This is a genomic window from Nocardia sp. NPDC019395 (assembly GCF_040632335.1).
Lineage (GTDB): Bacteria > Actinomycetota > Actinomycetes > Mycobacteriales > Mycobacteriaceae > Nocardia.
In genome coordinates this window covers 40,530-57,095 of the sequence record NZ_JBEYBT010000001.1, presented here as the reverse complement: position 1 = coordinate 57,095, position 16,566 = coordinate 40,530, and the positions used below count along the sequence as shown (strand labels likewise).

Below are 16,566 nucleotides of genomic sequence, written 5' to 3'. Positions count from 1 at the left end.
ACGCCCACCGTGCCGGTGACAGCGGTGCAGCAGGCCGTAGGGTGTCCCGAGTGGATCTGACCGAACTGCTCGAGATACCGGGGACCGACGCCGACGCGTTGTACGAGTCGTTCGCGATATGGGCAGCCGAACAGGGCACACCGCTGTATCCCGCCCAGGACGAGGCGCTGATGGAGCTGGCGTCCGGGTCCCACGTCATCCTCGCCACGCCGACCGGATCGGGAAAATCGCTGGTCGCGGTGGGGGCGCATCTCTTCGCACTGGCCAGCGGCCGGCGCACCTACTACACGGCGCCCATCAAGGCGCTGGTGAGCGAGAAATTCTTCGCACTGTGCGATGTTTTCGGGGCCGACCGAGTCGGCATGGTGACCGGCGACGCGGCGGTCAACCCCACCGCCCCGATAATCTGTGCCACCGCCGAGATCCTGGCCAACCTCGCGTTGCGCGAGGGACCCGACGCCGACGTCGGCCAGGTGGTGATGGACGAATTCCATTTCTACGCCGATCCCGATCGCGGCTGGGCCTGGCAGGTTCCGCTGCTGGAGTTGCCGCGGGCGCAGTTCCTGCTCATGTCCGCGACCCTGGGTGAGGTGGATTTCTTCGCCGCGGATCTCGAACGGCGCACCTGCCGCGGCGCCGCGGTGGTGGCCGGCACCGAACGTCCGGTCCCGCTGAGCTTCTCCTACGCCCGAACCCCGATCACCGAAACTCTCACGGAATTGGTGACCACCCATCAGGCTCCGGTCTATGTCGTCCATTTCACCCAGGCCGCCGCGTTGGAGCGCGCCCAGGCACTGACCAGCGCGAATTTCTCCAGCCGCGCCGAAAAAGACGCTATCGCCGCGGCCCTCGGTGAGTTCCGCTTCTCGTCGGGTTTCGGTAAGACACTGTCGCGGTTGATCCGGCACGGTATCGGCGTGCATCACGCCGGGATGCTGCCCAAATACCGGCGGCTGGTCGAGCGGCTCGCCCAGGACGGGTTACTGAAAGTGGTGTGCGGCACCGACACCCTCGGTGTCGGCATCAATGTGCCCATTCGCACGGTACTGCTGACCGGGCTCACCAAGTTCGACGGCGTCCGCACCCGGCGCCTCAAAGCCCGGGAATTCCATCAGATCGCGGGCCGGGCGGGCCGGGCTGGGTTCGACACCATGGGCACGGTGGTGGTTCAGGCACCCGAACACGAGGTCGAGAACACCCGGCTCCTCGCCAAGGCCGGTGACGATCCGAAGAAGATGCGGAAGGTGCAGCGGCGCAAACCGCCCGAAGGATTCGTCTCGTGGAGCGAGGAGACCTTCGAACGTTTGGTGGCGGCCGCACCCGAACCGATGGTGTCGCGGTTCACGGTCACCAACTCCATGTTGCTGAACGTGATCGCGCGTCCGGGAAATTGTTTCCAGGCGATGCGCCATCTGCTGGAGGACAACCACGAGCCGCGGGCGGCGCAGCGCCGCCATATTCTGCGGGCTGTCCGGTTGTATCGGGCGCTGCGCGACGGCGGCGTGGTCCAGCAGTTGAGCGAACCCGACGATCAGGGTCGCTATGCCCGCCTGACGGTCGATCTGCAACGTGATTTCGCATTGGATCAGCCGTTGTCACCGTTCGCGCTCGCCGCCTTCGAACTGCTCGACACCGCCGCGCCGAACTATGCGCTCGATATGGTGTCACTGGTCGAGGCGACCCTCGAGGATCCGCGGCAGCTGCTGATGGCTCAGCAGCACAAGGCGCGGGGCGAGGCGATTGCCGAGATGAAGGCCGAGGGGATCGACTACGACGAGCGGATGGAACTGCTCGAGGAGATCACCTGGCCGAAACCGCTCGCGGAACTGATCGACGGCGCCTACGAGACCTACCGCGCCGGGCATCCGTGGCTGTCCGAATTCGCGCCGTCGCCGAAATCGGTGGTCCGGGATATGGTCGAGCGGGCGATGACCTTCACCGAGTTGATCTCGTACTACGAGCTCGCCCGCTCGGAAGGGGTGGTTTTGCGCTACCTCGCCGACGCCTATCGCGCACTGCGGCGCACCGTACCGGAGGCGGCCCGGACCGAGGAACTGGACGATCTCACCGAATGGCTGGGTGAGCTGGTGCGGCAGGTGGATTCCAGTCTGCTCGACGAATGGGAGCAGCTGACGAGCGCGGGCGCGGAAACCGATGCCGAGCAGATCGCGTTCGGCGCCGAGACCGTCCGTCCCATAACCGCCAATGAGCGTGCGTTCAAGGTCATGGTGCGCAACGCAATGTTCCGCCGAGTCGAGCTCGCGGCCCGGCAGCGCTGGACGGAGCTCGCGGAATCGGCCCCCGGCCCGGACTGGGCGGCCGACCTCGAGCCGTACTTCGCCGAATACGGAAGTATCGGAACAGGGCCGGACGCACGCGGCCCGCAACTGTTCCGGGTCGAGGCACGGCCCGGTTTCTGGCAGGTGCGCCAGATCCTCGACGATCCGTCCGGTGATCACGGATGGGCGATAATCGCGACGGTGGATCTGGCCGAATCCGATGCCGCGGGCGATGTGGTGTTCGACGAGGTCACGGTGGTATCCGGTTGACCGCCGGCACCGAGTGCGAATGAGTGAGGTCTGAGGGGTCGTGACGGCGGAGTTCACCGGCCGGCATGTGCTGGCCGAGTTCGGCGGGGTCGACAGCGCGCTGTGCGACGATATCGACCGCCTGCAGGCAGCGTTGCGTGAGGCGCTCACCGCCGCGGGCGTCACCATCTGCGAGATGGTGGGCAAACAGTTCGAACCGCACGGTGTCACCGTGCTCGCCCTGCTCGCCGAATCACACGCGTCGCTGCACACGTATCCGGAAACCGGGGATATCTTCGTCGATGTTTTCACCTGCGGCAGCGCCGCCGATAATGCCGGTACCGTCGCCGAACTCCTGCGCACCGCGCTGGCCCCCCGGTACGTGCGGATCTCGACAGTGCGCCGCGGCCGCGTTTCCGGACCCGGATGACCGGCACGCTCAACTCGATGCGACGGCGAACAGCATGTAGGCCATACCCAGGTCCATGATCAGGTGCGGCAGCACCGCAAGCGGCAGCCGGCCACCGGGTACCGCCGGGTGACCGGCCCACCGGAGCCGCCGGCCGCGCAGCGCGGTCAGTGTCACCACGATCGAATCCGCCAGGAACGCCAGGGCGAGAACGGTGACCGGTAGGGCACTCGCTCCCCCGCCGTGACCGGCGGAATGTCCGGACATGGTCGACAGCATCACCCCGGACGCGACCAGGTGATATCCGAGGGCGCCGATATGCTGTCGCGCGTTCCGCGGGCGGTTCCAGCCGACGATCCGGGCGGCCAGCAGAAGCGCGAAGACCAGGGTCATGGCGAGGAGCACTCCGTGCAGCGCGGGGGTGTGTGCCCGAGCCGGGAACAGCACCATGACCGACATCACCGCGCACATCAGCAGATGCGCCGCGGCCGATTCGTCGTCACCATTCGAGTCGGCGCAGCCGCCCGCGGCGCCGTGCTGCCCGCCCGCAAGCACCGGACGGCGCGTGACCCCGGCCAGGACCACTCCGGCCGCGACGACGAATGCCACCGCGAAAAGCATCCGCACCGCCGCCTGGTCGAGTTCGAATTCAGCCATGCCACACTGCCTTTCACGGAAAGACGCAACCCAGGACATGGTCGCACGATGTCCGCGGCCGGGGCGCGGGTTCGACCGGACGAGGCACCGCTCGATCGACCGCCCGGGCGAAGAGCGGGATGCTGAGCCACGTCTCCCCCCGCCCGGCCCGCGACCGTGCCGATGACTCGTGAACTGCTGGGGACTCGACCGCCGTCCGGCACTGCCCGGGGTTTCGATACCCTGGTTGACGCAATGACCAGGACCGCAGTCACGCACCGGGAGCTTCGTACCCGGTTGACTTCCCTCACCCTCCGCGACGAACACCGGCTGCGCAAACAGCTCGACCGGGGACGCGGCGGCGATCTCACCCGGATCGAATCCGAGATCACCGCAGCCGAACAACGCGTCGCGGTCCGCCGCGCGGCGCTGCCGGCGATCACCTACCCGGAACAGCTTCCGGTGACGGCGCGGCGCGACGATATCGCCGCCGCCATCGCCGCCCATCAGGTGGTGATCGTGGCCGGTGAGACCGGGTCCGGGAAAACCACGCAGATCCCGAAGATCTGCCTGGGGCTGGGCCGGGGAATCCGCGGTGCGATCGGGCATACCCAGCCGCGCCGGCTCGCGGCGCGGACGGTCGCCGAGCGGATCGCCACGGAACTGGATACCGAACTGGGCGACGCGGTCGGTTATACGGTGCGCTTCACCGATCAGGCTGCCGAACATACGCTGGTCAAACTGATGACCGACGGGATCCTGCTCGCCGAGATCCAGCGCGACCGGTTATTGCGCGCCTACGACACGATCATCATCGACGAGGCCCACGAGCGCAGTCTCAATATCGACTTTTTGCTCGGATATCTGAAGCAACTGCTGCCCCGCCGGCCGGACCTCAAGATCATCATCACCTCTGCCACGATCGACCCCGAACTGTTCGCCCGGCATTTCGCCGACGCCGCGGGCAATCCGGCACCGATTGTCGAGGTGTCCGGCCGGTCGTATCCGGTCGAGATCCGGTACCGCCCGCTGACGCTCCCGGTGGCCGCCGAACCGGACGACGAGGATCGCGCGGTGGACCGGGACCCGGTGGACGCCATCTGCGACGCCGTCGTCGAACTGTTCGCCGAGGGCGACGGCGATGTTCTGGTGTTCCTCTCCGGCGAACGGGAGATTCGCGATACCGCCGACGCCCTCACCGATCTGAAGCTGGCCCGCACCGAGATCCTCCCCCTGTATGCCCGCCTGTCCGCCGCCGAGCAACATCGTGTTTTCGCCGCGCACACCGGGCGACGCGTGGTTCTGGCCACCAATGTCGCCGAAACCTCGCTGACGGTTCCCGGTATCCGCTACGTCATCGACCCCGGAACCGCGCGGATCTCCAGATATTCGATGCGGACGAAGGTGCAGCGCCTGCCGATCGAACGGATCTCGCAGGCCTCGGCCCGGCAGCGGTCCGGCCGTTGTGGCCGGGTCGCGGACGGTATCTGTATCCGTCTCTACTCCGAGGACGATTTCGACGCACGGCCGGTATTCACCGATCCGGAGATTCTGCGCACCAATCTCGCTGCGGTCATCCTGCAGATGACTTCGCTCGGTCTCGGCGATATCGCGCGGTTCCCCTTCGTCGAACCCCCGGACAACAGGGCGGTCCGTGATGGTGTCGCCCTGCTGGAGGAACTCGGTGCGCTGGTCCGCCGCGCGGTGGGTACGCGGCGCGCAGACTCGTCCGAGGACTCTGCGCGGCACCCGGATTCCGGATCGGGTGCGAATGCCACGGGTGCGGACCGATCGGAATCCGGTCATACACTCACTCCCACCGGGCGGGAAATGGCGCGGCTGCCGGTGGATCCCCGGATGGGCCGCATGCTCGTCGAGGCGCACAACACGGGATGCCTGGCCGATGTACTGGTGATCGTGGCGGCGCTGTCGATCCAGGATGTACGCGAACGCCCGGCAGACCAGCAGCAGGCCGCCGATACCGCACACGCCCGGTTCAGTGTGCCGAATTCGGATTTTCTGGCCTACCTCCGGCTCTGGGAGTATCTCAACGGTCAGCGGCGTACCTTGTCGGCCAACCGGTTCCGGAAGATGTGCCGCGAGGAGTTCCTGCATTACCTGCGGATCCGGGAATGGCAGGACCTCTACGGCCAGTTGCGCACCATCACCAAAGGTATGGGGTGGTCGTTGCACGACGGGTCGGCCGAATCGGAGAGTTCCCGGCGGCCCGCCCCCGGGAAGAACGCCGCCGGCAATACGTCTTCCCGCCGAGGGCGCGGCCGCAATACCCGAAAACCGGACCGTGAGGCCGCGCGCGCGGGCGAACGCGACGCCGGGAAACCGTCACGGGATACCGGCGGGAGCGGGCGCGACGCCGAGATCGCCCGGATCCGTCCGGACGGCCCGCGCACACTCGGCGAAATGACACCGGAAACCGATCCCTGGGATTCGACGTCCATCCATCAGGCGCTGTTATCGGGCATGCTGTCGCATATAGGTGTCCGCGAGGCCGAATCCCGCGAATTCCTGGGTGCCCGCAATGCCAAGTTCATGATATTCCCGGGTTCGGGACTGGCCAAAAAGCCACCGCGCTGGGTGATGGCGGCGGAGCTGGTGGAAACCTCCCGGCTGTGGGGCCGGATGGCGGCCCGGGTCGAACCCGAGTGGGCCGAGCGGCTCGCGGGCGATCTGGTGAAACGCAACTACTCCGAACCACATTGGTCGTCCCGGCGTGGAACCGCGCGCGCCTACGAACGGGTGACGCTCTACGGCATACCCCTGGTCACCGGACGCCTGGTCGATTACGGCCGGATCGATCCGGAGGCCACCCGGGAGCTGTTCCTGCGCCACGCGCTCGTCCAGGGTGAATGGCAGACCCGGCACGAGTTCTTCCATCGCAATCGCGCGCTGCTCGACGATATCGCCGATCTCGAGCACCGGGCCCGGCGCCGCGACATCCTGGTCGACGACGAGGTGCTGTTCGATTTCTACGATCGGCGGGTCCCCGCGGATATCGTCTCGGTCCGGCATTTCGACACCTGGTGGAAGACCGCCCGGCGCCAGGACCCCCACCAACTCGATTTCACCGCCGACGCCGTCGTCAACGAGGGTGCCGACCGGCTGGACCCGGCGGCGTTCCCGGACACCTGGCGACAGGGCGAGCTGTCCTTCCCGCTGAGCTACCAGTTCGAACCGGGGCAGGCCGACGACGGTGTGACGGTGCGGATTCCGGTGGCGCAGCTGGCCCATGTCCGGGCGGTCGGCTTCGATTGGCTGGTGCCCGGTATGCGCGCGGACCTGGCGGCGGCCCTCATCAAAACACTGCCCAAACAACTCCGGCGGACGGTGGTGCCCGCGCCGGACTTCGCCGCCGCCGCGCTGTCCGCCCTCACCGCCCGTGCCGAGCCGTTGCGGACCGGGCTGGCGCGAGAACTCACCCGGCTGGCGGGAATCCCGATCACCCCGGGCGATATGGACCCGGCCGCGCTCCCCGACCATCTGCGGATGACTTTCGCCGTCGTCGATACCGACGGCAGGGTCCTGGACACCGGCAAGAGCCTGGCCCAGCTGCGGACCCGGCTGTCCGATCAGGTATCGGCGTCGGTGGCCGCGGCCACGGCGGGTGCCGAACGGGCACCGGCCGCCGTGTGGACTTCGGAATCCCTCGGAACGCTCGCCCCGACCGTCCGCCGCGAGGTCGGCGGCCAGACGATCACGGGTTATCCGGCGCTGGTCCCGGAGGCCGCGGGCGTCGCGGTACGGGTCCTCAAATCCCCAGGCGAACAGGCCCGGGCCATGCGCGCGGGAACGCGGGCGCTGATCCTGGGCGCCGTTCCGACCTCCGTCCGCGCTGTCACCGCCGGCCTGTCGCCCGCGGACCGGCTGGTGCTGAGCCAGAACCCGTACGGTTCGGTGGACGCCCTCGTCGAGGACTGCCGGGCCGCGGCGGCCGATCAACTGATCAACGCCGCCGGCGGACCGGTACGCGACCCGGACCGGTTCGACAGGCTCGTCGCGGCGATCCGCCCGAAGTTCAACGATGTGGTCACCCGGATCGTCGCTCTGGTTATCCCGGCTCTGGCGGCGGCCCATGAGGTGTCGAGCGCGCTGGCCGGAGTACGGGAAACCGATATCGCCGAGGATGTCCGAGAACAACTGGCAGATCTGGTTTTCGACGGATTCGTCTCCGAATGGGGGCCCGCGCGACTCCGGGAACTACCGCGGTACCTGCGGGCGGCCGCCGCCCGGCTCGCGGCGCTTCCCGGATCGGCGACCCGTGACCGCGGGGCTATGACGGAGATCGACGAGGCGGCGGCGGCCTACGCCCGGCTCCTCGCCGGCCTGCCGGAATCGCGGCGGCAGGTATCCGAGGTCACCGAGATCTGGTGGATGATCCAGGAACTGCGGGTGAGCCTGTTCGCCCAGAAAGTGGGCACGCCCTATCCGGTGTCGGTGAAACGGATCCAGAAGGCGATCGCGGCCGTTCGCCGCTGAATCCCGCCACGCGGATTCACGGGAGGACGGCGCGGCCGGGACGGTCCCGGGATTCCGGTCGGAGGTCGACGGTGTACGCGGGCGATCGGCTCGTTCAGTCGCCGGCGCCGACAGCCGCACGGGCCTCGCGGATCTCCCGGATCTCGCGTTCGAAATCGTCGGCCGAGGTGAACGATCGATAGACCGAGGCGAAACGCAGATACGCCACCTCGTCCAGTTCGCGTAGCGGCCCGAGTATCGCCAGGCCGACCTCATGACTCGGCACCTCGGGCGACCCCTTGGCGCGGACCGCATCCTCCACCTGCTGCGCGAGCAGATTCAGCGCATCGTCGTCGACCTCGCGCCCCTGACAGGCGCGGCGTACCCCGCGGATGACCTTCTCCCGGCTGAAGGGTTCGGTGACCCCGCTGCGTTTGACCACAGAGAGAATCGCTGTCTCCACGGTGGTGAAGCGGCGGCCGCATTCCGGGCACGCGCGTCTGCGGCGAATGGCGGCGCCCTCGTCGGCCAGTCGCGAGTCGACGACCCGGGAGTCGGGGTGTCGGCAGTACGGGCAGTGCATCCGGGGTCCTTCGTCGCTGCGAACGCTCGCGGCCGAACCGGCGCCGGTATCGGGTCCGGCGAGCGCGGGTACCGGGAGGTTGCCCGGTACCGGGTGGACCGGTGACGAGCACCGGCACTTCGGCATAACACAACGAGGATACCGGCACGGGGTCCACCCCGGTTTCGCTCACCCCGCGACCGCGCTCGGGCGTGGCACTCACGCTATCGGGCCGGGGGTGCGCCGTGGGGCTCTCCCGGCACAGCCACGGCCGGAATCCCGGACGGAACGGGAGTCGGCGCCGGTTCCGGGGCACGAAGATGCGCGAGGGCGAGTAAGCCGACCACCACAGCGGCGGTGAGCACCGCGGTGGCGGCCGTCGCCGCATACCCGGCGCGGGCGACGTGCACCAGATCGTCCGAAACGGGCTGCGGTACCGCGGGACCCCGCCGCGCCGGTGTGGTGTGCGGCGCGGCGGGCGGACGGCCCCCGCGGGTCCCGGCCGGCCGCACGAGCGTCGCGCAGGGATGGGACGTGCGTTCGGGGCGCGTACCCCGAACCGGTGATCCGCCGCCACCCGGACGGCCTGTTCCGGTCTCCCCCGGCGGGATCGGAACGGGTGTCGTCCGGGTGGTGGCGCCTTCCCACTCACCGGTGCCGGTCACGCTGATCGCGGTGTTCATCCTTGGGACCTCCGTGCTGGTCGCTCGCGGAACCATGGGCGTATTCGATCAAATGTTCGACGAACTGGTGTTCGATTTCTACCACGCGACGGGGATAATGTCAGTAGCGACGCGGGACATACCTCGAACAGATGTTTGATAGATCGGAGCGCTCGGACTAGATTCACTCCCACGTTATGAACTTCGGGCACGTCCGGAGCGGGCCCCGCCCTCGGGCGCTCCACCGGAGGCGCGGACCGACGAGAAAGGGCGGTTGTGGTGAGCCGATCAGACGAGACGGGTGACGGGGCCGATCCCGGCGCCGGCCCCGAACCGGGGACAACCGGTACGGATCTCACCGTGCGTCAGCGCAAGGTGCTCGATGTCATCCGCTCCTCGGTGAGCACGCGCGGCTACCCGCCCAGCATCCGCGAGATCGGCGACGCGGTCGGACTCAACTCGACCTCATCTGTCGCCCACCAGTTGCGCACACTGGAACGCAAAGGTTATCTGCGCCGCGACCCCAACCGCCCCCGCGCGGTCGATGTACGCGGTATGGACGAAGCCGTGCGCTCGGTGACCACATTGACGCCCGCCGACACGGCGGTGGCCACCGAGGACGGCGCCACCGATCAGCCGATTCCCACCTATGTCCCCGTCCTCGGACGGATCGCCGCGGGCGGCCCGATCCTCGCCGAGCAAGCGGTGGAGGACGTATTCCCGCTGCCTCGCGAACTTGTCGGCGACGGATCGCTCTTCCTGCTGAAGGTCGTCGGCGAGTCGATGGTGGACGCTGCCATCTGCGACGGCGACTGGGTGGTGGTGCGGCAGCAGAACGTGGCCGACAACGGCGATATCGTCGCGGCGATGCTCGACGGCGAAGCCACCGTCAAAACGTTCAAACGCAGCGGTAAGGATGTCTGGCTGATGCCGCACAATCCGTTGTTCGAGCCCATTCCGGGTAACGACGCGCGGATCCTGGGCAAGGTGGTCACGGTGATCCGCAAGATCTGAGCTGCCCGCGCGGTGCGGGTCGCCGAAGGCCGGGACGTCCACGGTCAGGTGAACGGGGTGAGCAGAGATGGCCGGAAATACCGTCCCGGGGGCGCGTCCGCGCACCGTGGCCGATATCGCCGGCACTCCGGACCTGGTCTGGTACGCCGCCTACGGGTCCAACGCGAATCCGGATCGCCTGAACTGCTATCTGACCGGTACGACTCCGGCCGGAGCGCTCGCGCCTCCCGGCACAGCCGCTGAGCCGCCCGGTGCCGCTCTCGGCAGCCGGCCGGAGCGCGGCTGCCGGGATCGGACGACCCCCGCGCGGTCGATCGGGATCATCCTGCCCGGATTGCTCTATTTCGCCACGGAGTCGGCGATCTGGACCGGCGGACGGGCCTTCTACGATCCGGCCACGCCCGCCGAAACCGCCACGCGCGCATATCTGCTCACCCGAGCCCAGTTCAGTGATATCGCGGCCCAGGAGATGTACCGTCCGGCGGGAACCGATCTGGACCTCACCGAAGCACTGCGAACCGGCCGCACCCACCTCGGGCCCGGACGATACGAAACCGTTGTCTGCCCCGGATCGTACGAGGGCGTACCCATCGTGACCTTCACCGCCGGATGGCGCTGGCGTGACCTGCGCGGGAATCCACCGGCCCCGGAGTACCTCCGCCAGATCGGGATCGGCCTGCGTGCGGCCCACCGGTGGTCGCGTGAGGACGCCGCCGTCTACCTCGCCAGCCGCCCGGGCGCCGCCGGGAGCTGGACCCCGCACGAGATCGCCGGACTCCTGCGCTAGACGACGAAGACCTTCCCGCGACGGTTTCGCCCAGCCCGATGCGCCGTGGGTATCGGTCAGTCCAGCTGCGGGGCAACCGGATCGACCGGCTCCGCGGCGGCCTCGAGAACCGCCGAGATCGCGGCGGCACCCGCGCGAACGAGTTCGATATAGCGTCCGCGGTCCGCCGGTCCGACCTCCGCGCGCAGCGGACCCAATTGCACCTCGTAGGGCGCGTCCGCACCGCGGAGTACCGGCGCCGAGACGTAACTGACCGGAAGTGCCTGTTGCGCCTCGATATCAGCTTCTGTGTAAGCGCGCGCGGTGAGGCGGCCGAGCTGGCGGAGCAGTTTCGCGCGCAGCGCGGGCTGCAGCAGCTCGGCACCGAGTGCGCCGAGTAGTTCGGTGAGGACATCGACCAGGCCGGCATCGTCGGCCTCGGGCCGGAACATGGCGAATCCGTGCGTGGTGACGAAATCGAGCAGGCCGCGGGCTCCGGTCCGCCCGGCCGGCGAGCTCAGCCAGCGGTCCCGTTCGGCGGGCGGGCGCCACGGCATCACCGCCGCACCGGCCGGGTAGGCCAGCGGAATCGACTGCCCCACCGAGAGGCCCGGCACGATCCGATCGCCCGCATAGTGTTTCGCGACCATGGTCAGGCGATCGCCGGCGATTCGGCTCAGCGTCGCCCCGCAACCGGCCGCACCGGCCAGCGCGGCCAGTTCCGCACCCACCTCCGCGCCGGCCTCGACCGGTACTGCGGGGGACAGCCTGGCCAGGGCCGGTCCGAGCCGGTAGGCCAGGCTCGCGTCGCGAATCACCCACTGGGCCGTGGCGAGCTCGTTGAGCACAGCGGTCACCGTCGCCCGGGCCAGGGACAGCCGGTCGACGATTTCGGAAACCGTGAGTGCGCGTTCGGATTCCATGAGCAATTCGACCACCGATACGACCCGGCGGGTGGGCGGGGATCCCGAAGGCGCCATATCCATCTGCTCCCTTGTCGCCCGACCGGCCGGGCCCTACACTGCATCGACTATCCGATAGTCGTACGTCGAATATTCGACGACACCATACTCGATCTCAGGAGCAGCCCATGATTCTGGACAGGTTCCGGCTCGACGACCGAGTCGCCGTTGTCACCGGCGCGGGGCGCGGCCTCGGCGCCGCGATCGCCGTGGGCTTCGCCGAGGCCGGCGCGGACGTCCTGATCGCGGCCCGCACCGAAAGCGATCTCACCGCTGTCGCGGGGCAGATACGAGAGCTGGGCCGCCGGGCCCATATCGTGGCCACCGATCTCGCCGATGCCACGGCCTGCGCGGCACTGGCGGCCACTGCCGCCGAGGAGTTCGGCCGGCTCGATATCGTGGTGAACAATGTCGGCGGCGCCATGCCGAAACCCCTGCTCGACACCTCACCGGAGACCATGACGCAGGCATTCGAATTCAATGTCGCCAATGCCCATGCGCTCATCCGGGCCGCCGCACCGATCATGCTGGAAACGGCCGACGGCGGGTCGATCATCAACATCACCTCGGCGATGGGCCGCCTGCCGGGCCGGGCGTTCGCCGCCTACGGCACCGCCAAAGCCGCACTCGCGCACTACACCCGGCTGGCCGCGATGGACCTCTGCCCGCGTATCCGGGTCAATGCCATCGCCCCCGGATCCATCGCGACCTCCGCCCTGGAAATAGTCGCCGATGACGACAACCTGCGCGGGGCGCTGGAGCAGGCGACACCGCTGCGCCGGATCGGCGATCCGGCCGAGATCGCGGCCACCGCACTGTTCCTGGCCTCACCGGCCGGCAGCTACCTGACCGGGAAGATCATCGAGACCGACGGCGGTCTGGTGGCCCCGAATCTCGATATCCCGATCCCGGATCTGTGAGGAGAAAATCGTGACCTATCGCGTAGTGCACTGGGGCACCGGCAATGTCGGAAAGCATGCCCTCGCCGGAATCATCGCCGACCCCCGGCTCGAACTGGTGGGAGTCCGGGTGTCCACCAGCGAGAAGGAGGGGCGCGACGCCGGTGAGCTCGCCGGCCTGGATATCCGCACAGGTGTCGCGGCGACCACCGATTCGGCCGCCCTGCTCGCGGAGAAACCGGATTGCGTGGTCTATACGGCCATGACCGACAACCGCCTCATGGAAGCCCTGGCGGATCTCCGGATGATCCTGTCCGCGGGTGTCGACATCGTGGCCAGCGCCCCGGTCTTCCTGCAGTATCCGTGGCAGGTCCTGCCCGAGGATCTCCTGCGCCCGGTCGAGGAAGCTGCCGAAGCGGGGGGTGCGTCACTGTTCGTCAACGGTATCGATCCCGGCTTCGCCAACGACCTGCTCCCGCTGTCCCTGGCCGGCACCTGCCGCCGGGTGGATCAGATCCGCTGTATGGAGATCGTCGACTACGCCACCTACGACAATGCGGCGGTGATGTTCGACATCATGGGTTTCGGCAAACCACTGGACGAGACCCCGATGCTGCTACAACCCGGTGTGCTGTCCCTGGCCTGGGGCAGTGTGGTGCGGCAGTTGGCGGCCGGGCTCGGTGTGGAGCTCGACGCCGTAACCGAAACTCATGAGCGGATTCCCGCGCCGGCGGATCTCGAGATCGCGGCGGGCACGGTCGCGGCGGGTACCACCGCCGGCGTGCGATTCGAGGTCCGCGGAATGGTCGGCGACGAGGTTGTCACGGTTCTCGAACACGTGACCAGGCTGCGGGCGGATCTGGCCCCCGAGTGGCCGCAACCGGCCCAGGAAGGGGGCTCGTACCGGGTCGAGATCACCGGCGAACCGCATTACACGATGGATCTCTGCCTCTCCAGCGATAACGGCGACCACAATCACGCCGGATTGGTGGCCACCGCGATGCGCGTGGTCAATGCCGTCCCCGCGGTGGTGGCGGCGGCACCGGGAATCCGCACCACTCTGGACCTTCCGCTGATCACCGGGCCCGGACGGTAGACAAGTACGCACCGTCCCTGAAATCGGCATATCAGCCGGGTCGGATGGGCACGTCCGCGAACAGGCCGAGGGCTCCCGCTCTGCGCCCGGCCCGACCGATCCCCCACGCGCGGGGCACGTTCCGCCGGAACGTGCCCTGTGCGCCGTTCGGGCTCCCGAGCGAGACCGGTCAGCTGTTGCGCGGCCGCCCCGCACACTGGATAGCGTTACCGACCGCCGGATCAAGGGCGGCGAGCACAAGCTGCCGCCGAATCAGGACAGCTTCAGGCTGCGCCCGATGATCTCCTTCATGATCTCGGTGGTACCGCCGTAGATGGTCTGCACCCGCGCGTCCAGATAGGCCTGGGCGATCGGGTATTCACGCATATAGCCGTAGCCACCGTGCAACTGCAGGCAGCGGTCGATCAGCTCGACCTGCTCCTCGGTACTCCACCATTTCGCCATGGCCGCGTCTTCCACCGACAGCTTGCCCGCGTTCAGTTCGGTGATACAGCGATCCACGAGGACCCGCACCGCGGTGGTCTTGGTGGCCAGCTCGGCCAACACGAAACGGGTGTTCTGCAACGCACCGATCGGCTTGCCGAACGCCTTGCGGTCGCGGACGTACTGACAGGTCATATCCAGGCAGGCTTCCATCGCCGCGGCCGCCATCACGGCGATCGACAGCCGCTCCTGCGGCAGGTTCTGCATCAGGTGGATGAAGCCCATCCCCTCCTGACCGAGCAGATTGGCCGCGGGCACCCGCACATCGGTGAAACTGAGTTCGGCGGTGTCCTGTGCCTTGAGGCCGAGTTTGTCCAGATTGCGACCGCGTTCGAAGCCAGGCATACCGCGCTCGACCACCAGCAGGCTGAATCCCTGAGCGCCCTTCTCCGGGTCGGTTTGGGCGACCACGATGACGATATCGGAGTTGATGCCGTTGGTGATGAAGGTCTTGGCACCGTTGAGCACCCAGTCGTCACCGTCGCGAACCGCGCGGGTTTTGATGCCCTGCAGGTCCGAACCGGTCCCCGGTTCGGTCATGGCGATGGCAGTGATGAGTTCGCCGGAACAGAACTTCGGCAGCCAGCGCTGCTTCTGCTCTTCGTTCGCCAGCTCCAGCAGATACGGCGCGATCACGTCGTTGTGCAGTGAGAAGCCGAGCCCCGAGTACTGACCGCGCACGGTTTCCTCGGTGATGATCGAGTTGTAGCGGAAATCCTTGACCCCGCCGCCGCCGTACTCCTCCGGCATGGCCATCCCGAGGAACCCTTGCTTACCGGCTTCGGTCCAGACGGACCGGTCCACGGCGCCCTGTTCCGCCCACTGGTCGTGAAACGGCGCCACATGCGTCTCGAGAAACTTGCGGTACGACTCCCGGAACAGGTCGTGCTCGGGTTCGAACAGTGTGCGCTCCACACCAACCTCCTAGTGAACACTCCGGACGGGGCCGCGCCGGCCCGTCGCTGTGATCCACCGTACCCGGAGTGCGAATCCCAGTTCACTTCACACCCTGAATTCGCAGGTGCTGTCGTTCCGAATTCGGTAGTTACACCGCGCTCTCATTCACTGGAGTCCCGCTCGTTCAGACCGGAAGCAGCTCGCGCATCCGTCCGAAGAGGGTGCGTCCCCGGTCACGAGAGCGTTCACCGAGCAGGAAGGTCAGTTCCTCACGCACCGCCTTCTGAACCATGAGCGACAGCTGTTCCGCGGCCTCGTCGAGATCGCGGGCGTCACGCCACGGCTGCGGGTCGATCGGAGTACCGACCGAGAAATAGAACCGCTCGGGTCGCGGGATCAGGGTGGGGCCCACACCGCGTACCAACGGCGGCGTGAGCTCGGTATGGATACCGAGTGCTTCGACCACCCGCCGCAGCGGGCGCAATAGCACATCGTCCTTGTCGGCGACGATATCGTAGGCATCGTCGATCCCGATCATCGCCACCGGCAGGATCGGTGCCCCGCATTCGATCGCCATCCGCGCGAAACCGGTGCGCCCCTCCCAGCGCAGCGCGTACTTCTCCCCTTTGCGCCGGATTGCCTCGCGGCCGCCGCCGGGGAACACGATGACTGCCTCCCCCTGTTCGAGTAGTGTCCGGCAGTTCTCCCGCGTCCCGCGCACGGAACCGTAGTAGTGCAGCACATGCCGCACACCCGGGACCTGGATGAGCACGTTCTCGGCGAGGCCGCGGATCAACCGGCCCCGTTTGCGCAGGATCTCCGGCAGCAGCAATGGAGCGTCGATGATGCCGAGCAGATTATGATTCGCGACCAGCAGCACCGGCCCGGAGTCGGGGATATTCGACAAACCGAAGAACCGCGGATCGCTCCACGTCCGCATCGGGGCCAGTATCGCTTCCAGAACCCGCAGGTCGGTGGCGCTGAGGTCGACCGACAACGGCGCGCCGTCGCTCAGCCGCGGCCGGACCGGGGCATCGGAATGCCGGCCCGAGCCGGTGGTAGGGCGGCTGCCCAGATGTGACATAGAACCCTCCTGAAGTCGATCGATATCAATTGTGATTCGACATCAGCGGATATGACACCTGGTTATGCGAAGTCCCACACTGTGACGGCCAGAGT

At 67.7% G+C, this 16,566-nt stretch carries 13 protein-coding genes; 7 read left to right on the top strand and 6 right to left on the bottom strand.

What is annotated here, in order from left to right; all coding sequences use genetic code 11:
• Positions 1 to 50 precede the first annotated feature (50 nt).
• Together ABZ827_RS00280 and speD are read left to right on the top strand one after the other, a co-directional pair.
• Complete coding sequence (locus ABZ827_RS00280) at positions 51 to 2,549, top strand: DUF3516 domain-containing protein (RefSeq protein ID WP_357230537.1); 2,499 nt, start codon at positions 51 to 53, stop codon at positions 2,547 to 2,549.
• A 40-nt stretch (positions 2,550 to 2,589) separates the two neighbouring features.
• Positions 2,590 to 2,958 (top strand): adenosylmethionine decarboxylase, encoded by a 369-nt coding sequence (speD, locus tag ABZ827_RS00275; RefSeq protein WP_357230534.1) that lies wholly within the window; start codon positions 2,590 to 2,592, stop codon positions 2,956 to 2,958.
• Positions 2,959 to 2,967: 9 nt separating this feature from the next.
• On the opposite strand, the gene ABZ827_RS00270 is transcribed toward speD, so the two are convergent.
• Complete coding sequence (locus ABZ827_RS00270) at positions 2,968 to 3,594, bottom strand: DUF5134 domain-containing protein (RefSeq protein ID WP_357230531.1); 627 nt, start codon at positions 3,592 to 3,594, stop codon at positions 2,968 to 2,970.
• A gap of 234 nt (positions 3,595 to 3,828) precedes the next feature.
• Between ABZ827_RS00270 and hrpA the strand changes: the two genes are divergently transcribed.
• The gene (gene hrpA / locus ABZ827_RS00265) at positions 3,829 to 8,067 is read left to right on the top strand and encodes an ATP-dependent RNA helicase HrpA (protein ID WP_357230528.1); all 4,239 of its coding nucleotides are present in this window, start codon (positions 3,829 to 3,831) and stop codon (positions 8,065 to 8,067) included.
• A 94-nt stretch (positions 8,068 to 8,161) separates the two neighbouring features.
• Here the strand turns inward: hrpA and nrdR are convergent, their stop codons facing one another.
• Positions 8,162 to 8,629, bottom strand: a complete 468-nt coding sequence (gene nrdR / locus ABZ827_RS00260) for a transcriptional regulator NrdR (RefSeq protein WP_357234326.1) — start codon at positions 8,627 to 8,629, stop codon at positions 8,162 to 8,164.
• A 203-nt stretch (positions 8,630 to 8,832) separates the two neighbouring features.
• Positions 8,833 to 9,291, bottom strand: coding sequence for a hypothetical protein (locus tag ABZ827_RS00255; RefSeq protein ID WP_357230525.1), 459 nt, complete (start codon positions 9,289 to 9,291; stop codon positions 8,833 to 8,835).
• 258 nt (positions 9,292 to 9,549) lie between these two features.
• Here ABZ827_RS00255 and lexA point away from each other — a divergent pair, with 258 nt between their 5' ends.
• A complete protein-coding gene (gene lexA / locus ABZ827_RS00250) occupies positions 9,550 to 10,284 on the top strand; it encodes a transcriptional repressor LexA (protein ID WP_357234323.1) in 735 nt (244 codons plus the stop codon).
• Between the two features lie 67 nt (positions 10,285 to 10,351).
• Positions 10,352 to 11,071 carry a histone deacetylase gene (locus tag ABZ827_RS00245; protein ID WP_357230522.1) on the top strand — a complete coding sequence of 240 codons (720 nt, stop codon included), beginning with the start codon at positions 10,352 to 10,354 and terminating at the stop codon, positions 11,069 to 11,071.
• Positions 11,072 to 11,127: 56 nt separating this feature from the next.
• Here the strand turns inward: ABZ827_RS00245 and ABZ827_RS00240 are convergent, their stop codons facing one another.
• Positions 11,128 to 12,030, bottom strand: a complete 903-nt coding sequence (locus ABZ827_RS00240; protein WP_357230519.1) for a helix-turn-helix domain-containing protein — start codon at positions 12,028 to 12,030, stop codon at positions 11,128 to 11,130.
• Between the two features lie 110 nt (positions 12,031 to 12,140).
• On the opposite strand from ABZ827_RS00240, the gene ABZ827_RS00235 reads away from it, so the two are divergent.
• Both ABZ827_RS00235 and ABZ827_RS00230 read left to right on the top strand, forming a co-directional pair.
• Positions 12,141 to 12,932 (top strand): SDR family oxidoreductase, encoded by a 792-nt coding sequence (locus ABZ827_RS00235; protein WP_357230516.1) that lies wholly within the window; start codon positions 12,141 to 12,143, stop codon positions 12,930 to 12,932.
• A gap of 7 nt (positions 12,933 to 12,939) precedes the next feature.
• Positions 12,940 to 14,007 (top strand): diacylglycerol kinase, encoded by a 1,068-nt coding sequence (locus ABZ827_RS00230; protein ID WP_357234322.1) that lies wholly within the window; start codon positions 12,940 to 12,942, stop codon positions 14,005 to 14,007.
• 252 nt (positions 14,008 to 14,259) lie between these two features.
• Here the strand turns inward: ABZ827_RS00230 and ABZ827_RS00225 are convergent, their stop codons facing one another.
• A complete protein-coding gene (locus tag ABZ827_RS00225; protein ID WP_357230513.1) occupies positions 14,260 to 15,405 on the bottom strand; it encodes an acyl-CoA dehydrogenase family protein in 1,146 nt (381 codons plus the stop codon).
• Positions 15,406 to 15,571: 166 nt separating this feature from the next.
• A complete protein-coding gene (locus ABZ827_RS00220) occupies positions 15,572 to 16,471 on the bottom strand; it encodes a lysophospholipid acyltransferase family protein (protein ID WP_357230510.1) in 900 nt (299 codons plus the stop codon).
• Between the last annotated feature and the right edge of the window lie 95 nt (positions 16,472 to 16,566).

Bases quoted from the DNA above. Each gene is read 5' to 3' on its own strand.
- ABZ827_RS00220 (WP_357230510.1), bottom strand. From the start codon at position 16,471: ATGTCACATCTGGGCAGCCGCCCTACCACCGGCTCGGGCCGGCATTCC.
- ABZ827_RS00255 (WP_357230525.1), bottom strand. From the start codon at position 9,291: ATGAACACCGCGATCAGCGTGACCGGCACCGGTGAGTGGGAAGGCGCC.
- ABZ827_RS00270 (WP_357230531.1), bottom strand. From the start codon at position 3,594: ATGGCTGAATTCGAACTCGACCAGGCGGCGGTGCGGATGCTTTTCGCG.
- ABZ827_RS00240 (WP_357230519.1), bottom strand. From the start codon at position 12,030: ATGGCGCCTTCGGGATCCCCGCCCACCCGCCGGGTCGTATCGGTGGTC.
- ABZ827_RS00235 (WP_357230516.1), top strand. From the start codon at position 12,141: ATGATTCTGGACAGGTTCCGGCTCGACGACCGAGTCGCCGTTGTCACC.
- hrpA (WP_357230528.1), top strand. From the start codon at position 3,829: ATGACCAGGACCGCAGTCACGCACCGGGAGCTTCGTACCCGGTTGACT.
- nrdR (WP_357234326.1), bottom strand. From the start codon at position 8,629: ATGCACTGCCCGTACTGCCGACACCCCGACTCCCGGGTCGTCGACTCG.
- ABZ827_RS00245 (WP_357230522.1), top strand. From the start codon at position 10,352: ATGGCCGGAAATACCGTCCCGGGGGCGCGTCCGCGCACCGTGGCCGAT.